The 17,071-nt window shown below is 72.4% G+C and carries 19 protein-coding genes; 9 read left to right on the top strand and 10 right to left on the bottom strand.

Annotation, left to right across the window (positions count from 1 at the left end; all coding sequences use genetic code 11):
* Positions 1–368 (top strand): excalibur calcium-binding domain-containing protein (locus C1J01_RS34715; protein WP_146615831.1); only part of this gene is annotated, 368 nt, incomplete at its 5' end.
* Between the two features lie 286 nt (positions 369–654).
* Entirely contained in the window at positions 655–1,395 is a 741-nt protein-coding gene (locus tag C1J01_RS34710) for a hypothetical protein (protein ID WP_111183202.1), read from the top strand.
* Here the strand turns inward: C1J01_RS34710 and C1J01_RS34705 are convergent.
* The 3 genes from C1J01_RS34705 to C1J01_RS34695 are packed head-to-tail and all read right to left on the bottom strand — an operon-like array spanning position 1,388 to position 5,256.
* On the bottom strand, positions 1,388–2,773 hold the full coding sequence (locus C1J01_RS34705) for an NCS2 family permease (RefSeq protein ID WP_111183201.1): 1,386 nt from the start codon (positions 2,771–2,773) through the stop codon (positions 1,388–1,390). The genes C1J01_RS34710 and C1J01_RS34705 overlap by 8 nt on opposite strands.
* Before the next feature lie 52 nt (positions 2,774–2,825).
* On the bottom strand, positions 2,826–3,059 hold the full coding sequence (locus tag C1J01_RS34700) for an EF-hand domain-containing protein (protein ID WP_111183200.1): 234 nt from the start codon (positions 3,057–3,059) through the stop codon (positions 2,826–2,828).
* Positions 3,043–5,256, bottom strand: a complete 2,214-nt coding sequence (locus tag C1J01_RS34695; protein ID WP_111183199.1) for a molybdopterin cofactor-binding domain-containing protein — start codon at positions 5,254–5,256, stop codon at positions 3,043–3,045. The genes C1J01_RS34700 and C1J01_RS34695 overlap by 17 nt, the downstream gene beginning before the upstream one ends.
* 95 nt (positions 5,257–5,351) lie before the next feature.
* Between C1J01_RS34695 and C1J01_RS34690 the strand changes: the two genes are divergently transcribed.
* The 5 genes from C1J01_RS34690 (at position 5,352) to C1J01_RS34670 (ending at position 11,654) form a co-directional block, all read left to right on the top strand.
* The gene (locus tag C1J01_RS34690; protein WP_111183198.1) at positions 5,352–6,857 is read left to right on the top strand and encodes a PucR family transcriptional regulator; all 1,506 of its coding nucleotides are present in this window, start codon (positions 5,352–5,354) and stop codon (positions 6,855–6,857) included.
* A gap of 280 nt (positions 6,858–7,137) precedes the next feature.
* Positions 7,138–8,421 carry a helix-turn-helix domain-containing protein gene (locus C1J01_RS34685; protein WP_111183197.1) on the top strand — a complete coding sequence of 428 codons (1,284 nt, stop codon included), beginning with the start codon at positions 7,138–7,140 and terminating at the stop codon, positions 8,419–8,421.
* Between the two features lie 44 nt (positions 8,422–8,465).
* On the top strand, positions 8,466–9,080 hold the full coding sequence (locus C1J01_RS34680; RefSeq protein ID WP_111183196.1) for a copper resistance CopC family protein: 615 nt from the start codon (positions 8,466–8,468) through the stop codon (positions 9,078–9,080).
* Entirely contained in the window at positions 9,077–11,053 is a 1,977-nt protein-coding gene (locus C1J01_RS34675; protein ID WP_111183195.1) for a bifunctional copper resistance protein CopD/cytochrome c oxidase assembly protein, read from the top strand. Before C1J01_RS34680 ends, C1J01_RS34675 begins: the two co-directional genes overlap by 4 nt.
* Positions 11,054–11,264: 211 nt before the next feature.
* Entirely contained in the window at positions 11,265–11,654 is a 390-nt protein-coding gene (locus tag C1J01_RS34670) for a sensor histidine kinase (RefSeq protein ID WP_146615830.1), read from the top strand.
* 23 nt (positions 11,655–11,677) lie between these two features.
* On the opposite strand, the gene map is transcribed toward C1J01_RS34670, so the two are convergent.
* Positions 11,678–12,526 carry a type I methionyl aminopeptidase gene (map, locus tag C1J01_RS34665; RefSeq protein WP_111183193.1) on the bottom strand — a complete coding sequence of 283 codons (849 nt, stop codon included), beginning with the start codon at positions 12,524–12,526 and terminating at the stop codon, positions 11,678–11,680.
* A gap of 32 nt (positions 12,527–12,558) precedes the next feature.
* Here map and C1J01_RS50340 point away from each other — a divergent pair, with 32 nt between their 5' ends.
* Positions 12,559–12,735 carry a hypothetical protein gene (locus C1J01_RS50340; protein ID WP_181449121.1) on the top strand — a complete coding sequence of 59 codons (177 nt, stop codon included), beginning with the start codon at positions 12,559–12,561 and terminating at the stop codon, positions 12,733–12,735.
* On the opposite strand, the gene C1J01_RS34660 is transcribed toward C1J01_RS50340, so the two are convergent.
* The 3 genes from C1J01_RS34660 to C1J01_RS34650 form a co-directional block, all read right to left on the bottom strand.
* Positions 12,736–13,383, bottom strand: a complete 648-nt coding sequence (locus C1J01_RS34660; RefSeq protein ID WP_111183192.1) for a cyclase family protein — start codon at positions 13,381–13,383, stop codon at positions 12,736–12,738. It lies immediately after the preceding gene.
* On the bottom strand, positions 13,380–13,640 hold the full coding sequence (locus tag C1J01_RS34655) for a CBU_0592 family membrane protein (protein WP_111183191.1): 261 nt from the start codon (positions 13,638–13,640) through the stop codon (positions 13,380–13,382). The genes C1J01_RS34660 and C1J01_RS34655 overlap by 4 nt, the downstream gene beginning before the upstream one ends.
* An 80-nt stretch (positions 13,641–13,720) precedes the next feature.
* Positions 13,721–14,299 (bottom strand): hypothetical protein, encoded by a 579-nt coding sequence (locus C1J01_RS34650; RefSeq protein ID WP_111183190.1) that lies wholly within the window; start codon positions 14,297–14,299, stop codon positions 13,721–13,723.
* 101 nt (positions 14,300–14,400) lie between these two features.
* On the opposite strand from C1J01_RS34650, the gene npdG reads away from it, so the two are divergent.
* Positions 14,401–15,054: an NADPH-dependent F420 reductase gene (npdG, locus tag C1J01_RS34645; protein ID WP_111183189.1), complete on the top strand. Its 654-nt coding sequence runs from the start codon at positions 14,401–14,403 to the stop codon at positions 15,052–15,054.
* A 1-nt stretch (position 15,055) separates the two neighbouring features.
* Here the strand turns inward: npdG and C1J01_RS34640 are convergent, their stop codons facing one another.
* From C1J01_RS34640 to C1J01_RS34630, 3 genes are read right to left on the bottom strand one after another with little or no spacing between them, the layout of a single operon-like run.
* Positions 15,056–15,661, bottom strand: coding sequence for a response regulator transcription factor (locus tag C1J01_RS34640; protein WP_111183188.1), 606 nt, complete (start codon positions 15,659–15,661; stop codon positions 15,056–15,058).
* On the bottom strand, positions 15,658–16,239 hold the full coding sequence (locus tag C1J01_RS34635; RefSeq protein WP_111183187.1) for an ATP-binding protein: 582 nt from the start codon (positions 16,237–16,239) through the stop codon (positions 15,658–15,660). The genes C1J01_RS34640 and C1J01_RS34635 overlap by 4 nt, the downstream gene beginning before the upstream one ends.
* 20 nt (positions 16,240–16,259) lie before the next feature.
* Positions 16,260–16,976, bottom strand: coding sequence for an ABC transporter permease (locus C1J01_RS34630; RefSeq protein ID WP_146615829.1), 717 nt, complete (start codon positions 16,974–16,976; stop codon positions 16,260–16,262).
* Between the last annotated feature and the right edge of the window lie 95 nt (positions 16,977–17,071).

Below are 17,071 nucleotides of genomic sequence, written 5' to 3'. Positions count from 1 at the left end.
CGACCACCCCCTCACCGGGCACCACCGGCGGCACCACCACCGGCGGCACGGGCACCACCGGCACCCCCGGCGTCGGAAACACAGGCGCACCGGTCGGCACCGGTGGCACAGGCAGCACCGGAACCGGAACCGGCACGGGCACCGGCACCGGCACCGGCACCGGAACCGGCACCCCCGGTGGAACCGGCACGGGCCGGCCAGGCGCCACCGGCGTCGGCCGCGTCCCCGACAAGCGCTACGCCTCCTGCAAGGAAGCGGTGGCAGCCGGCGACGGCGGCCCCTACTACCAGGGCACCCACGAGGAGTACTCGTGGTACCCCGACCTGGACCGCAACGGCGTCGCCTGCAACAGCGCCGACATCCGCTAGAACGCCCACCCTCACCAAGGCCCGCTTCCGACTCACGACCTCGCGCCACGGGCCGGCACGCCTCTGACCGGTTGCGCTTGTCCGTTGTGGAGCCCCTGCCACCGCGCGGCCGAGGGTCGGGGGGCGAGGTTCGCGGGCCCCTCACCAGGCCCGGCCGGGGGTAGGGTTCGGGTGTGCGTTGAGGCTTCGGGCGGCGGACGAGTGCCGTCGCGGATGATGGGGGCGGCTCCGGGCGAGGGGTCGCCTGTTCAGGCGTTTCCGTCACCACCACACCGGAGATCGTGCGATGCCCACGCAGCGGCCGCTCAACTATCACACGTTCGTCGAACTCGCCGGCGCCGACCCAGCCGTCGTCGGGCTCGTGCTGAAGGGGTCCCAGGCCCATGACGGCATGGTCACCGAGCATTCCGATCACGACCTCTACGTCGTCCTCGCCGATGGCGCGGTGACGGAGCTGACCCGGTTCACCGGTCACCGCACCGCCGAACTCGACCTGGTCCTCGTTTCTCTCACCGAGTTCCGTGCGGCCGGAATGCCGGGCTTCGAGCGTTACGCGCTCGCCCGCGCCAAGGTCGTGCTCGACCGACTCGGCGGGGGCATCGCGGAGATCCTGGCCGCGAAGGCGCGGCTCGACGCCGGTGAGGCGTTCCGGGACTGCGCCGAGTGGCTCGACGCCTACGCCAACGCGCTCTACCGTTCGGTCAAGAACGACCGTGACGGGCATGCGCTCGCCGCCCGCCTCGACGCCGCCGACAGCGTCAGGTTCCTGCTGGAGCTGCTCTTCGCCCTCGACCGCCGGCCCCGCCCCTACAACAGGTACCTGGAATGGGAGCTCGCCCGGCGTCCGCTGCCCGGCTGGGACACCCGCGCGCTGCTGGACACGGTGGAGCGCATCGCGACCACGGCGGAGGTGCCCCTGCAACGCGCCCTCTTCGCCCAGGTCGAGCCGGTGGCCCGGCGCGCCGGGCACGGCGCGGTGCTGGACGCCTGGGGCGACGACCTCCACCTGATGCGACCGCCTAGGTGAACACCTGCTCCAGGAAGTCGATGCCGAAGTACGCCAGGAAGACCAGCGAGACCACCCACAACAACCACGGGATCTCGGCGAACCGCCCCTTGGCCGCCTTGATCAGCGTGTAGGTGATCACCCCGGCCCCCACGCCGTTCGTGATCGAGTACGTGAACGGCATGAGCGCGATCGTCAGGAACGCCGGCACCGCGAGGTCGAGGTCGTGCCAGGGCACGTTCCTGCTCTGCATCATCATGAGGGCCCCGACGAGCACCAGCGCCGGTGCCGCCGCGGCGGCGGGCACCACCCCGGCCAGCGGCGTGAACAGCAGGGTCACCCTCAGCAGCGCGCCGGTCACCAGGCTCGCCAGTCCGGTGCGGGCGCCCTCGCCGACCCCGGCCGCCGACTCGACGAAGACCGTGTTGGCCGAGGAGCTGGCCACGCCGCCGACCACGCCGCCGACGCCGTCCACGGTCAGGATCCGGCCCAGGCGGGGCACCCGGCCGCGCTCGTCGACGAGCCCGGCCTCGTCGCTGACGCCGATGATGGTGCCCATCGCGTCGAAGAACCCCGACAACACCAGCGTGAACAGCACCACGGTCGCGGTGAGCGCCCCCGCCCGGGCGAACCCGCCGAACAGGTCGAACTCGCCCAGCAGGCCGAAGTGCGGCACGGAGACCAGCGCCTCCGGCACCCGCGGGGTCACCACGCCCCACGCGCCGGGCTCGACCCTGGCCAGCGTGTTCACCAGGATGGACAGCGCCGCCGTGATCACGATGCTGATCAGGATGGCGCCCGGCACCCTGCGGACGAACAGCAGGATCATCAGCAGCAGGCCGAAGCAGAACATCGCGACCGGCCAGCCCGTGAGGTGACCGGTCGCGCCGAGCTGTACCGGTGTGCCGGTGCCGCGCGCGACGAAGCCCGCGTCCACGAGCCCGATCAGCGCGACGAACATCCCGATCCCCACGCTGATCGCGTGCTTGAGCGCCAGCGGGATGGCGTTCATGATCAGGGTGCGCAGCCCCGACACGGCGAGCAGGATGATGACGACGCCTTCGAGCACCACCAGCCCCATGGCCTCGGCCCACGTCATGAACGGGGCGGCCTGGTAGGCGACCACGGCGTTGAGCCCGAGCCCGGCCGCCAGGCCGAACGGCGCGTTGCCGACGACGGCCATGAGCAGCGTGGAGATGGCCGCGGCCAGCGCCGTGGACGTGGTCAGCTCGGCGATCGACAACCGCGCGCCGGTGACGTCCTCCGCGCCGGCGAGGATGATCGGGTTGAGCAGGATGATGTAGGCCATCGCGACGAACGTGGTGAGGCCGCCCCGCACCTCGCGCCCGACGGTGGTCCCCCGCCCGGTGAGCTCGAAAAACCTGTCGAGCACCGACATCCCCCTCGTTGATCAGGGGGAATGTCGGCCACCTACCCGGCGGGGGTCAAGATCACGCGCTCTCGTGCCGCCCGTGGCCCACGAGCGCGACGAACTCCTCCAGCTTGATTGTGCCGTCGCCGTCGCTGTCTGCCGAGGCGATGAACGCCTCGATCTCGCTCTCGGAGGCGCCCTGCCCGCCCAGCGCGTCGTTGGCCTTCCTGATCTCGTCGGCGGTCAGCAGGCCGTCGCCGTCAGTGTCGAAGCGCTTGAACTCCGCCTCGGCCGCCTCACGCGCGTTCGCCATCGGATGCCCCCTCTGTCATACCGCTATCGGACAAGGCGATATCTTCCGGCCTGATCGGAACACGAGTCAACCGGAGCCCCGTCGCCGCGCGCACGGCGGCGGCGATGGCGGGGGTGGAGGAGAGCGTGGGAGGCTCGCCGGCGCCGCGCAATCCATACGGAGCCGCCGGGTCCGGAAATTCCACGATTTTCAGCTGCATGGGCGGCATGTCGAGGATGGTGGGGATCAGGTAGTCGGTGAACGACGGGTTCAGCACCTGCCCGTCGCGGACCTGGATCTCCTCCATCAGCGCCAGGCCGAGCCCCTGGGCGGAGCCGCCGTGGATCTGACCCTCCAGCGCCTGCGGGTTCAGTACGCGCCCGACGTCCTGCACGGCCGCCAGCTCCACCACCTTGACCAGCCCGAGCTCCACGTCCACGTCCACGACCGCCCGGTGCACGCACAGGGCGAGCTGCGTGTGGGAGTCGCCCTGCCCGGTGTCCGGATCCATCGGGTACGTCGGCCGGTGCCGGTACACGCGGGTCTCCTCGATCGGCCCGAACCTGGCCAGCGCCTCCCGCGGCGGCAGCCCGCGGAACCGCTCGCGCACGGCCTCGCAGGCGGCCTTCACCGCCCCGCCCGTCACGTACGACTGCCGCGAGGCCGACGACGAGCCCGCCGAGCCGACCGAGGTGTCGGCGGCGGCCACGGTGACGTCGTCGATGCCGAGCTCCGTGCGGGCGATCTGGGCCTGGAGCGTCACCAGCCCCTGGCCGACCTCGGCCGCCGCGGTGTGCACGGTGACACGCGGCTCGCCGCCGGCGAGCTCGGCGCGCACCCGGGCCGTGGAGTAGTCGTCGAAGCCCTCGGAGAAGCAGATGTTCTTGATCCCCACGCCGTAGCCGACGCCGCGGCGCACGGACTCGCCGTGAGTGGTCTGCGAGACCCCGCCCGGCAGCGTACGCAGGTCGCGCTCACCGGAGGGCGGCGCGGGGAGGGGCATGGACGCGAGCTCCCGCACCATCTCGGCGAGCGGCGCCGGGGAGTCGATCACCTGGCCGGTGGCCAGCCGGGAGCCCTGCGAGACGGCGTTGCGCAGCCGGATCTCGACCGGCGACAGGCCGCACGCCTCGGCCAGCCGGTCCATCTGCGACTCGTACGCGTAACACGCCTGCACCGCCCCGAACCCGCGCATCGCCCCGCAGGGCGGGTTGTTGGTGTACACGCCCGTCGCGTCCACGTGCACGTTCGGCACCTCGTACGGCCCCGCGCCCAGCGAGGCGGCGTTGCCCACCACGGCCGGGGTGGAGGAGCAGTACGCGCCGCCGTCCAGCAGGATCTCGGCCCGGACGTAGACGAGCCGGCCGTCGCGGGTGGCGCCGTGCTCGTAGCGCATCCGGGCGGGGTGGCGGTGCACGTGGCCGAAGAACGACTCCTCGCGGCCGTAGACCATCTTGACCGGCCGGTCCAGGCGCAGGGCCAGCATGCAGGCGTGGATCTGCATCGACAGGTCCTCGCGGGCCCCGAAGGCGCCGCCGACGCCGGCCAGCGTGAGGCGGACCTTCTCCGGCGGCAGGCCCAGGCAGGGGGCGATCTGGTCGCGGTCCACGTGCAGCCACTGCGTGGCGGCGTACAGGTCGACGCCGCCGTCCTCGGCCGGCACGGCCAGGCCCGACTCCGGGCCGAGCGGAGCCTGGTCCTGCATGCCGACCTCGTACTCGCCGGTGACGACGACCTCGGCCTCGAACGTGTCACCCCGGCGCACCGGCTGCCGCCTGACGACGTCGCGGGACTTGCGGGGGTCGGTCACGGCCTCGCGGAGCTCGTAGTCCACCACGACGGCGGCGGCCGCGCGCCGGGCCGTCTCCGGATGGTCGGCCGCCACCACCGCCACCGGCTCACCCTGGTAGCGGACCTGATCGATGGCGAGCACCGGCTGGTCCTTCAGATCGAGGCCGTAGAACTTCGCGCCCGGCACGTCCTCGTGCGTCAGGACGGCCAGCACGCCCGGCATCGCCAGCGCCGGGCCCGCGTCGATCGAGCGGATCCACGCCGACGGGTGCGGGCTGCGCAGCGTCACCCCCCACACCATGCCCTCCAGCCACAGGTCGGAGGCGTAGGCGAACTCGCCCGTCACCTTCAGCGTGGCGTCGGGCCGGCGGGCGCTCGTGCCGAGGCCCTGCTCCGTCACCGCCGGCGGCGGCACCGTCTCCGTCATCCTCCGAGTAGAGCATCGCGGCCCGGCGACCTCCTATGCGTCCGGCGTGAAATCCGGGTCAGCGGTTGCCCTGCCGGGCTTGTATATTCCTCCAAGTGCGGATATCCGACCTGCTCGCCATCGAGGATCTCCGCCTCACCCTGCTCGCCGGAGACCCGGGCCGCGAGTTCAGCGGCGTGCACATCACCGACCTGCCCGAGCCGGGGCGTTACCTCGGCGGCGGCGAGCTGGTCCTGACCGGCCTGCTGTGGCGGCAGGCCCCCCAAGACTCGGAGCGCTTCGTGGCCGCGCTGGCCGAGGCCGGCGTGGCCGCGCTCGGGGCCGGGCAGGCGTGGCTCGGCCACGTGCCGGACGACCTGGTGGCAGCGTGCCGGGCGACCGGGCTGCCGCTGCTCGAGGTGCCGACCGAGGTGTCGTTCCGCACGATCGCCGAGCGGGTCGTGCCGTTGCTCGCGGCCGGCGTGCGCGACGCGCTCGGGCGTCACCGCCGCCTGGTCGCCGCCGTCGCCGAGGGCGCGGGCCTGCGCGGGGTGTTCGAGCTGATCACCGCCGAGCTGGGCGTCACCGGCGCGGTGCTGTCCGCCTCGGGCGAGGTGATCGTCGGCGCGGCAGGCGATCCCGTACGCCTGGCGCAGGCGTACCTGACGGCCCCGCGGCTGCCGGTCCTGGCCGGCGAGCACACGATCTTCGCGGTCGGCCGCGGCCACCGCGCCGCCGGATGGGTCCTCGCCTGCGAGGGCGACCTGATGGACCGGGCCGACCTCGGCTACGAGCTGGCCGCCTGCGTGGGCCTCGAACGCAGCCGCACGGAGGAGGGCCGCCGGGTCGAGCGCCGGCTGATCGAGCAGCTCGTCGTGGCCGCGCTGGCGGGCCCCGGCGCCGAGGCCGACGTGGCCGAGCTCAACGCCCGGCTGCGCACGTGCGGGGTCGGGGCGGCGGAGCCGTACGCGATCGTCAGCGCCACCGCCCCGCGACCGGGCGCCACCCGCGGGCCCGACCCCGCCACACTCGGCGGTCAGATCGTGGAGGAGCTGCTCGGCCGCGAGGTCGTCGCGGCGGCCGGCGCCGACGGCGCGGTGGCCGTCGTGCCGCTGCGCGGGAGCGGCACCGGCGAGCTGGCCGAGCGGCTGCGCGCGGGGGCCGAGGTGCTGTCCGTGCTGCCCGACACCCGCCTGTGCGTCGGGCTGAGCGGCGCGCTGACCGGCGCGGCCGCGCTCAAGGGCGGCGTCGAGGAGTCCGGCCACGCGCGGCGGCTGGCCGAGGCGCGGGGCGGGGGAGTGGTGACCAGCGACGAGATCTACACGCACGCGCTGCTGCTGGCCACCGTGCCGGGCGACGTGCGCAGGTCGTTCGCGGACCGGCTGCTGTCACCGCTGCTCGACTACGACCGCCGCCACCAGTCCGACCTGGTGCGCACGCTCGGCGTCTTCCTGGACTGCGCGGGATCGTGGCACGCGTGCGCCGAGCAGCTCCACGTGCACGTCAACACCGTGCGCTATCGCATCCGGCGGATCGAGGAGCTGACCGGCAGAAACCTGTCGACGATGGCCGACAGGGTCGACTTCTTCCTGGCCCTGAGAGACACGGGGCCGCCCCGATGACCTGCCCGGCGAAGAGGGGGCGCGACCCGGTACGACGATGCGGCGTCGTATGCCGGGCGCGCCCCCTCTTCGCCGGGATGGAACTCAGCAGCAGAGCCAGTCGTCCAACGTCTGGTAGGCGGGCGACGTAGTGGCGCCGGCGGCCGTAGCATTGGCTCCGACGGTCACCGCGACAGCAAGGGCGGCGATCAGAGCGGACAGGGCAAAACGCATGCGCATTGGGGGTTCTCCCTCGCCTTGTGGGGTTGCTCGGACATCATCTTCTCAGGGAGCGACGACTGTGACCACTTCTGACCAGGTCGGACTCCGCATCAAAACGGTTCGACGGCAACGCGGCCTCTCCCAGGCACAGCTTGCGCACCCCGAGCTGTCGGACAGTTACGTCTCGTTGATCGAGAGTGGCAAGCGTACCCCGACAGGGGCCGTTCTCGAGCTTTTGGCGCAAAAACTGGACTGCTCGCTGTCCTACCTGGTCAACGGCGTCACCGCGGAGCAGATGGAGGACATCGAGCTGGCCCTCGGCTACGCGCGGCTGGCCCTTGAGAACGGTGAGGTCAGGGAAGCCCGCACTCGCTTCACCGAGTTGCTGGCGAACAACAACCTGACAGGGTTGACGTCTCTTCGTCAAGATACAGAATTCGGGCTTGCGCTCGCCCACGAAGCGTGCGGTGATCTCGATCAGGCGATCTCCATCCTCCTCAAGCTGCGCGAGGAGGAGATGCCCGCCGACCGCCGCGTCGAGGTGGCCATGGTGCTCTGCCGCGCCTACCGCGACAGCGAGCGGCTGAGCGAGGCGGTCGAGGTCGGCGAGCAGATGCTGGCCGGCGACGCCCGCATGCCGTGGAGCGACTCGCTGGTCGAGCTGGCCGCCACCCTGCTCGGGGCCTACGTGCTCCGCGGCGACCTGCTGCGCGCCCGCCAGTTCGCGGCCGAGCTGCTCAACGCCGCCGACGCGCTCGGCACGCCGCGCGCGATCGTCGCCGCCAACTGGAACGCCTCCGCCGTCGCCCACGCCACCGGCCACAGCCAGGAGGCGCTGTCCTTCGTCGAACGCGCCACGGCGGTGCAGATCGAGACCGGGGAGCCGCGCAGCGTCGCCCGCACGCGCGCCGCGATGCAGCAGCGGCGGCTGCGGGCCAGGCCGGAGGAGGCGGAGGCCGTGCGCGACGCCCTGCGCGCGTCGATCGACGAGCTCGACCAGACCTCCGTGAGCCAGGTCGACCGCGCCCGCGTCCGCGTCGATCTGGCCTGCGCCGAGTACATGACGGGCGACCTCGCCGAGGCCGCCGAGCACGCCAAGGCCGGCATGGAGCTGGTCCCCGAGTTCGGCCACGTGCTGGGCGCCGAGGCCCACCTGCTGCTCGGCCGCATCTACGGCGCCATCGGCCGCACCGATGAGGCCGCCGCCCACGTGGCGTCCGTCCGCGACTGGCTCACGCCGCTGCCCGACTCCCGCCGTTCGGCCTCCACCTGGTACGCCACCGCCGAGACGCTGGAGCAACTCGGCGACGCCGACGGGGCCGTCGACGCCTACCAGCGCGCGCTGTCCTGCGCGGGGTTGTAGGGGGGTTCGGACCGGGCGGTGGCCTCGGTAGCCTTGGGGGTGCCATGAAGACTTCCCCGCTCGCGGCACTCACCGCGATTCTCGCCGCCCTGCTGGTGATCGCCACCGCCGCGCCGGCGCTGGCGCACGACGCGCTCAAGAGCAGCTCGCCGGCCAAGGGCGCCACGGTCGAGTCGCTCGACGAGGTCAAGCTCGAGTTCACCGGCAAGGTCCGCATGCCGTTCGTCATCGTGCGGGGCGAGGGCGACGCCCAGCACGAGAGCGGCGAGCCCGAGGCCGACGGCGCGGTCGTGACCCAGGCCGTCGCCGGGCCGCTGCCCGACGGGCGCTACACGATCGCCTACCGCGTCGTGTCGTCCGACGGCCACCCGATCGAGGGAGAGATCCCCTTCCGGGTGAAGGGCGCGCCGACCCCCACCCCGAGCGCGACGGAGTCCGCGAGCGCCCCGGCCGAGCCGGCCGCCTCGGCGAGCGGCGACGCCGCCCCGCCGGCGAGCTCCGGCCCGCCGACACCGGCCGCCGCCGCCGCGAGCCTGGCCGCCGACGAGGCGGCGGCCGACGAGGGGGTCACCTTCCCCGTGTGGCTGATCATCGTCGTCGGCGCGCTGATCGGCATCGGCGTCGGGTTCCTGCTGAGCGCGAGAAGAAGCAAGCCGTGAGCCGCGCCGCTCGTCTCAGCATCGCCGGCGCGCTCGCCGCCGTCGTCGCGCTGGCCCTCGGCATGATCGCCGGAGGCAGCGCGTTCCCCAGGATCATCCCGGGCCTGCCCGACGCCGGCGTGGTCGTCCGATGGGGCCTGCCGATGTCCAAGCTCCTCATGGACGCCGCGGGCCTGGTCACCGTCGGCCTGCTGCTCATGGCCGCCATGCTGCTGCCCAACGACAAGGGCGTGCTCGGCGCCGGCGGCCTGTCCTACGTCAAGGCCGCCTCGTGGGCCGCGCTGACCTGGGCCGGCGGCGCGTTCCTGGCCATCGTCTTCGGCGCCGCCGACTCCATCGGCCGCACGGTGCCGCAGATTCTCGACGGCGCGATCCTGACCAGCTACGCCACCCAGACCACCCAGGGCGTCGCCCTGACGCTCGTGGTGCTGTTCGGGGTGGCGATCGCGCTGTTCTCGCGCGGCGCCATCACCGCCGGGGCCGCGGCGGGGCTGCTGGTGTTCGCGTTGGTGACGCTGCTGCCCGCGCCGCTCACCGGCCACACCTCCTCCTCGCCCAACCACGACCTGGCCACCTCGTCGGTCTCGCTCCACCTGCTCTCGATCGCCCTGTGGGTCGGCGGGCTCGGCGTGCTGGCCGTCCACGCCGTGCTCCGGCGGCCGCAGCTGGAGGTGGCCGCGGCCCGCTTCTCCCGGATGGCGCTGTGGTGTTACGCCGCGGTCGGGCTGTCCGGGGTGTTCAGCCTGGTGGCCCGCCTCGGCGCGCTGTCCGACCTGTGGACCTCCGAGTACGGCGTGCTCGCCGTGATCAAGATCGTGGCGTTCGTGCTGCTCGGCTACGTCGGCTACTGGCACCGGCAGCGCACCCTCGTCGACCTCGAAGGCGGTAAGCCGCGGGCGTTCACCCGGCTGGCGGGCGGCGAGTTGCTGCTCATGGCCGCCACCGTGGGCGTGGCCGTGGCGCTGTCGCGCACGCCGCCGCCCGTCTTCAGCGTCCCCGCCGACCGGGCCTACGAACTGCTCGGCTTCCCGATGCCGCCCGAGTTCTCGATCGGCAACATGCTGACGCTGTGGTGGTTCGACCTGTTCTTCGCCGCGGTCGCCGGCGTGCTGGCCATGCTCTACCTGCTCGGCGTGCTCCGGCTGCGGCGGCGCGGCGACCGCTGGCCGGTCGGCCGCACCGCGTCCTGGTTCGCCGGCGTGGCGATCCTGGTGTTCTGCACCCAGAGCGGGCTCGCGCGCTACGCCAAGGTCATGTTCGACGTCCACATGGTCGAGCACATGACGCTGTCGATGGTCGTGCCGATCTTCCTCGTCCTCGGCGGTCCCGTCACGCTGGCGCTGCGCGCGCTCAAGCCCGCGGCCAGGAGGGGCGACCGGGGGCCGCGCGAGTGGGTCGTCACCATCCTGCACAGCCGGTTCACCAAGGTCATCACGCATCCCGTGGTCGCCACGGTCATCTTCGTGGCCTCCACGTACGCGCTCTACTTCACGCCGCTGTTCGAGTCGGCGATGAACGAGCACCTCGGCCACATCGCGATGACCCTGCACTTCCTGCTCAGCGGATGCCTGTTCTTCTGGGTGATCATCGGCGTCGACCCGGGGCCCAACCGCCTGCCGCACGTCGGCCGGCTGCTGATGCTCTTCGTCACGATGCCGTTCCACGCCTTCTTCGGCATCGCGCTGATGATGATGGGCTCGCCCATCGCCCAGGGCTGGTACGAGCAGCTCGGCCGCACCTGGGGCGACACGCTGCTGCAGACCCAGCGCGACGGCGGGGCCATCGCGTGGGGGTTCGGCGAGATCCCGACCCTCATGGTGCTGCTGGCCATCGCCGTGCAGTGGTACCGCGACGACGACCGGCAGGCGAAGCGGGCCGACCGCCGGGCCGACCGCACCGGAGCCGGAGATCCCGAGCTCGACTCCTACAACGACTACCTCGCCAAACTCAACCGCGCTGACAAGGGCGAGTAGCGTTTCGGGAATCGTGCTTGCACCTTCCGACTACAAGTCCCTGGGCGTGACGGGTAGCCTTTCTCACAGGGGAGACGGGCATAACCCCATCAGTTAGCGTGCGTAGGCCTTGAGGGGGGATGCGCACCGCGACGTTGGGTGCGCCGGAGTGGGGACCGGCGTGGGCTCGGGTGCCAAGGAAGGCGAGATCCAGTTGGCGGAAGAGACACGCATGCGCGGGGGGCAGAGCCTGGTGGAGGAGCTGGAGAGCTGCCTCGCCGAGTGGTCGGAGCGGACGGGCATCGCGGTCGAGACCTGGGCGCTGCCCCGGACCGACGTGCCCTCGCCCGTCTCCGGCGCCGTGATGACCGTGCTCCACGAGGCGCTGTCCAACGTCGAGCGGCACAGCGGGGCGCGGACGGTCTCCATCGCCGTGACGGCCGGCAAGAAGGGGTTGCGCATGACCGTCAGCGACAACGGCCGCGGCTTCCTCGCGGCGGGGCCGGCGCGGGGCATCGCGCGCATGAGGGCCGCGTTCGCCGAGATCGGCGGGACGCTCTCGGTCAACAGCGTGCTCGGGCAGGGCACGACCGTGAGCGGCGCGGTGCCCCACCACGAGTGACCTGCCCCGGATGAGCCGCCGGGTCAGGGCAGCGTGAGGATCTCGCTGCCCGTCTCGGTGACCACGATCGTGTGCTCGAACTGCGCCGTGCGCTTGCGGTCCTTCGTGACCGCCGTCCACTTGTCGGGCCAGATGTCGTACTCGATCGTGCCCAGCGTGAGCATCGGCTCGATGGTGAACGTCATGCCCGGCACCAGCTCCACCCGCAGCGACGGGTCGTCGTAGTGGGGCACCATCAGGCCGGAGTGGAACGTCGTGCCGATGCCGTGGCCGGTGAAGTCCCGCACGACGCCGTAGCCGAAACGTTTGGCGTACGCCTCGATGACGCGGCCCACGACGTTGAGCTGGCGGCCGGGGGCGACGGCCTTGATGGCGCGCATCATCGCCTCGCGCGTGCGCTCGACCAGCAGCCGCGACTCCTCGTCCACCTCGCCCACGAGGTAGGTCGCGTCGGTGTCGCCGTGGACGCCGCCGATGTAGGCGGTGATGTCGATGTTGACGATGTCGCCGTCGCGCAGCACCGTGTCGTCGGGGATGCCGTGGCAGATGACCTCGTTGATCGACGTGCACAGCGACTTGGGGTAGCCCTTGTAGCCCAGCGTGCTGGGATAGGCGCCGTGGTCGATGAGGAACTCGTGGCCGATCCTGTCGAGTTCGTCGGTCGTGACGCCCGGCCGGATGTGCTTGGCGACCTCTTCGAGCGCCTGGCCGGCGATCTTGCCGGCCACGCGCATGCGCTCGATCGTCTCGGGGCTCTTCACGTCGGACTCGCCGGTCCTGGGGCGCTTCTTGCCGACGTACTCCGGCCGCTCGATGTGGGCGGGGACCTTTCGCATGGGCGAAACTCGCCCTGGCTGGAGCAGTGTCGTCATGAAACCTGAGTCTACGGGGCAGAATTGACCACGTGAGCGAAGGCCAGTGGTGGTTCTGTCTCAAGCACATGCGCGTCGAGCCCGAGAAGGGCTGCCCCAACAAGGACCGGATGGGCCCCTACTCCACGGAGCAGGAGGCGGCCGGGGCGCTGCAGCGCGCCGCCGACCGCAACAAGGCCTGGGAGGAAGCGGACCAGGACGAGGACTGACTACGGCACGACGGCGTACGCCCTGACGGGGAACGTGCCCATGCCCGCCACCATCGGCGGCGCGGCGTGGAAGCGGAAGCCCTCGTCGGGCAGCGCCGCCAGGCCGGTCAGGTGTTCCACCAGCGGGATCCCCGCCGCGAGCAGGATCGAGTGGGCGGGCCGCTCGCCGCGCGGCGGCGTGTCGTCGATGTTCAGCGAGTCGATCCCGACCAGCGCCGCGCCCTGCTCGGCCAGCCAGGCGGCCGACTCGGGGGCGAGGTAGGGGTGGCCGGAGAAGTAGGCGTCCGTGCCGAAGTGACGGTCCCAGCCCGTGTGGATCAGCACGGCGCGGCCCCGCACGTCCAGCGAACGGTCCACGGTGATCGCGCGCTCGCCGCCGGCGGCCCGTACGACGAGGCCGGGCAGGTCGGCCAGCCGGTCGATGGCCACCCGCGCCAGGTCGTCGCCGTCCGCGTAGCGGTGGTGAGGGGTGTCCAGGTAGGTGCCGGTGTTGGCGGTCAGCGTGATGACGCCGATGTGGAACTCCGTGCCCGGCGCGTACACCTCGCGTGAGTCCTCCCTGCTCAGGTGGACGCCCAGAGCGGGGCCGGGGATGCCGGGGTAGGTGGTCATGCCCTCGGTGATGCGGTGGCTCAGCTCGACGATCATCCGGCGACCGCCCTCGTCCGCAGGCGTACGAGCTTGACCACGGCGACGATGCCGATGGCGGCCCAGACGAGGTTGAGCCCGACCGACGGCCAGGCGGAGCTGTAGGCACTGTTGATCATCAAGCTGACGGAGCCGATGAGGTTGATGATCTGGTACGTGAGCCCGTCGCCCGACATGCGTGACGACGAGACCAGGCCGTAGCCGGCGAGGAGGAGGGCGGCGCCGAGCCAGCCGACCACGGTGAGCAGGAAGTCCATGGGGGACATTGTCGGGAGACGTGGCTTTGAAGAGCAAATAAAGAAAACTGATGCGGCCCGTAAGCGGCCCTTCATCCGGCTCAGTCGGCGACCTGCGGGCCGCTCACCTTCTCCAGCAGGCGGGCCAGCCGTTCGCGCAGGCCGGGGCGTTGCTCGATCTCGCCGGCCGCCGCGCTCACCAGGTGTTGCGCGCCGTCGAACGTCACCGGCCCGCCGTTCGGCACCGCGATGGCGTCGTGAGCGAGCCCGGCCAGCTCGGGGTCGCCACCCTCGATGGCCAGGATCGTCGCGCCCGTGCGCCGGGCGTCGTCGACGCGTTCGAGCAGGGGGACCGGAGCCTGCTGCTCGGTCAGCACGAACAGCGTCTCGCCGCGCGCGGCGCGCTCCAGACGGTCGAGGCCGACGCGCAGATGGGCGGGCGCGTCGGCGGGCGGCCGCCAGCGCACCAGAGTGGGCGTGAGCTGCGGCAGGCCCGCGTACCTGGCCTCGTCGCTGAGGTGGGCGGTCACGTGCCAGGGCTCGTCGTCGGGCGGGCCCACCACCAGCAGGCCGCCGGGGGACCGGGTGGCGCGCAGGGCGAGGCCGAGCTCGCGGGCGCGTTCGAGCCAGCCGCTGCCGTTCAGGAGCTCGCGCAGCAGGGCCACCGATCCTGAGTCCATGCCTCCATGGTGCCTGACGGACTCGCGAGGGGAGAGTGATTCGGCATGATGTGCGGGGCCGGGGCGCTGAGGGGAGCGGCGCGGCTGGCATCATCGAGGCTATGACAGACGTGAGCGGGCTTTCCATCGGCATCCTCGGCGGCACGGGAGACCAGGGCAAGGGGCTGGCACGGCGGTTCGCGCTGGCCGGGCAGCGGGTGCTCATCGGGTCGCGCCGCGCGCCGCGCGCCCACGAGGCGGCCGAGTCCATCGGGGCCGGCGTCGAGGGCGACGAGAACGCCGCCGTCGCCGCCGCGGCCGACCTGGTGATCGTGGCGGTGCCGTACGACGGGCACAAGGCGTTGCTCGAGTCGTTGCGGGCCGAACTGGCCGGGAAGATCGTGGTCGACTGCGTGAACCCGATCGGCTTCGACAAGCAGGGCGCGTACGCGCTGGCGGTCGAGGAGGGCAGCGCCGCCCAGCAGGCCGCGGCCGTGCTGCCGGACAGCCGGGTGGTGGCGGCCTTCCACCACGTGTCGGCCGTGGTGCTGATGGACCCGGCGGTCGACAAGGTCGACCTCGACGTGCTGGTGCTGGGCGACGACCGCGAGGCCACCGACACGGTGCGGGCGCTGGCCGAGGTCATCCCGGGCGTGCGCGGGGTGTTCGGCGGGCGGCTGCGCAACGCCCACCAGATCGAGGCGCTCACCGCCAACATCATCTCGGTGAACCGCCGCTACAAGGCGCACGCCGGGCTGCGCATCACCGACATCTGAGCTACAGCCAGCCGGCGTCCTGGGCGATCCGGATGGCGTCGATCTTGTTGCGTGCTCCCGTCTTCGCGATGGCCGTGGTCAGGTAGTTGCGCACCGTGCCCGGGGACAGGTGGAGGCGGGAGGCGATCTCCTCGGCCGGGGCGCCGGACGCGGCCTGCCCGAGCACGGTCGACTCCCTGGGCGTCAGGAGGCTCTCGCCGTACTCCATCGCGGTCGAGACCAGCTCCGGGTCGAGCACGCGCAGCCCCGCGGCCGTGCGCCGGACGGCGTCCGCCAGCCGGTCGCCGGGGGCGTCCTTGAGGAGGAACGCCTCGATGCCGGCCGACAGCGCCCGGCGGACGTGGCCCGGCTGACCCAGCGCCGTCAGCACCAGCACCCGGCACGACGGCAACCGCTCCCGCAGCGCGGTGGCGGCGGTGATGCCGTCCACGGCCGGCAGGTCGATGTCGAGAACCGCGACGTCGGGCCGCACCCGCAGCGCCGCGGGGAGGATCTCGTCGCCGCGGGTGACCTCCGCGACCACCTCGATGTCGTTCTCCAGGCGCAGCAGGGCCGTCAGGGCGGCGCGGATCATGTGCATGTCCTCGGCCAGCAGCACGCGGATCACGCCGCCCCCTCCATGGCGACCTCCATGGTCAGGACGAAGCCCCCGGCGCCGGTCGGGGCGGCGTTGCAGGAGCCGCCCGCCTGCGCGGCGCGTTCGGCCAGGCTCGTGAGGCCGCCGCCGAGGGCGTCCAGCTCCGCGGCGGCCGGGGTGCCGTCGTTGGCGATCTCCAGCCGGAGCGTGCCGTCGTGCCGCGAGGTGGTGATCGTGCAGGTGGTGGCCCGGCTGTGGCGCAGCACGTTGGTGACCGCCTCGCGCACGCGCAGCGGCAGCGACACCAGCAGCGTTCCGGCCAGCAGGGGGGCGTTCACCGCCGACATGCCCCCTGGCAGCAGCGGATCGGGCAGGTAGGTGACGACCGCCTGCAGCACGAGCGTGAGCGGGTGGAGGGCCGGGCGCTCGCCGCGCAGGGCGGCCCGCATGTTGACGTGGTGGGTGGTGACCACGGCGAGGATCGCGAGCACCGCCAGCGTGCCGTGGAGCGGGTCGTTCAATGAGTAGAGCAGCGCGATCGCCGTGTACGCGCAGGACACGGCCGTGACGAGCCCGATGGCGAGCCGTCGGGCGGAGGGGGCGACCACAGTGCCGATTATGACGGGGCCTACGACCGGCGGGGTTCCCAGCGGAACCACAGCCGGATCGCGACCACCCCGGCGGCGGCCCAGGCGGCCAGGACCAGGAGCGGCGCCACCACCTCGCCGGTCCTGACGGCGTCCACCACGACCGTGGTCGGCAGCAGGCCGAGGGCGGTCTCCAGCCACGAGGGGAGCGGGATCGCCATCGCGCCCGACGCGAACCAGGCCAGCAGGAAGACGGGCATGGTGAAGACGGGCGTCAGCTCCGCGCGCGGCACCGCGGCCGTGTACGCCGCGCCGAGCAGCGTCAGCACGACCGAGCCGGCGGCCGTGACGGCGGCGAACACGAGCGGGTCCGCGGGCAGCGGGACGCCTGCGGCCAACCGCGCGGCCACCGTGCACAGCACGATCAGGGCGAAGGTCTGCGTGGCCGTGCCGGCAATCTGGCCCAGGAGGATCTGCGTGTCCGTCAAGCGGGTGCAGCGCAGCCGCTTGAGCACGAGCTGGTCGCGGCGGACGGTCAGGGTCATCGTGACGTTCATGAGCGCGGTGATCGCCAGCAGCAGCGCGATCGAGCCCTGGAAGACCACCGTGGCCAGGGGGAGGCCGCCAGGGGTGAGGTGCCGCATGAGCGCGGGCAGGCCGACCGACAACGCGACCGGTGTGATGACCGTGCCGAACAGCATGGCGGTGTCCTGCCAGAACATTCGGGTCCCGAGGCGGTAGACGGCGGTCAGACTCACGGTGTCCTCCAGGGTGGTCGGTGGATGTCGCCGAGGGTGCCGGCCGGTGCAGGCGGATGGCGTTCCGGTGGGTGGTCAGGGGGTGGGTTCCGGGC

This window comes from Nonomuraea aridisoli (assembly GCF_003236395.1).
Classification (GTDB): domain Bacteria; phylum Actinomycetota; class Actinomycetes; order Streptosporangiales; family Streptosporangiaceae; genus Nonomuraea; species Nonomuraea aridisoli.
This window is presented reverse-complemented; position numbering and strand designations above follow the sequence as displayed.